Raw genomic sequence first — 1,057 nt, forward strand, 5'->3', positions numbered from 1 at the left:
GCTGGGGGAGAACTCCCAGAAGATCGGCGGCATCGTCGACATCATCGACGAGATTTCCGACCAGACCAATCTGCTCGCCCTCAACGCTGCGATCGAGGCCGCCGGAGCGGGGGAAGCCGGCAAGCGCTTCTCCATCGTCGCCAACGAGGTCAAGCGGCTTGCCGAGCGCACGGTGGACGCCACCCGGCAGATCAAGGGGCTGATCGATCAGATCCAGAAGGCGACCAACTCCACCATCATGCTGACCGAAGAAGGGACCAAGGGGGTGGATTCGGCCAGCACTCTGGTGGCACGGGTTTCAGAGGCGCTGACCAACATCATCGAGATGGTCGAGGAAACGACCACTGCCGCCAGGGAGATCAAACTCTCGACTCAGCAGCAGACCACGGCCAGCGAGCAGATGGCGGAGACCGTGGCCGATGTGCGGGACGTGGCCACCCAGGTTGCGGCGAGCGCCGAAGAGACGACCCAGTCCATCACCGAGCTGACCAGCCTCGCCGAGCGCCTCAAGGAACTGGTGGTGGACGAAGAGGCCTAGGTGAAGTCCAGAAAGTATATCGAGATCTTCGCCCGGGAAGCCGAAGAGCACCTGCATTTGCTGCGGCAGGGGATCCTGGCGTTGGAGAAGGACGGCTTCGGCCGGGATCAGGTGCACGTCATCCTGCGCAGCGCCCACACCCTCAAGGGGTCGGCGCGGATGCTCGATCTGGGCGACCTGGCCCAGGTCGCCCACAAGCTCGAAGACCTGCTCAAGGACCTCGAGGAGGGCGAGCGCTCCCTGACCCCCTCCCTGGTCGATCTGCTGCTGGTGGCCACCGACGCCCTGGAGGCGCTGATCGCCCAGGCGCACAGCGGCGGCGAGATCGAGGTCAATGTCGATCTCGTCCTCGAGGGGCTGGAAACGGGGGTGCTCCCCGAAGTCCCCGCCGCCCGGCCTTCCGCGGCCGAAGAAAAAAAGGGGGGCGCCGACACCGTTCGTGCCAGCGTCGCCCGGCTCGACCAGCTCATCAACCATCTGGGCGAGATGCTCATCGTGCGGCGCATGTTCGAAGAGCGC

Annotated in this window: 2 protein-coding genes; both read left to right on the top strand. The window is 65.2% G+C overall.

The features are described from left to right. On the top strand, positions 1-538 hold a 538-nt coding region (locus tag DTF_RS27365; RefSeq protein WP_226989400.1), incomplete at its 5' end, for a methyl-accepting chemotaxis protein. Continuing rightward, positions 539-1,057, top strand: a 519-nt coding sequence (locus DTF_RS25740) for an Hpt domain-containing protein (RefSeq protein ID WP_193352716.1), incomplete at its 3' end; no start/stop codon positions are given.

Source organism: Desulfuromonas sp. TF (assembly GCF_000472285.1).
Lineage (GTDB): Bacteria > Desulfobacterota > Desulfuromonadia > Desulfuromonadales > ATBO01 > ATBO01.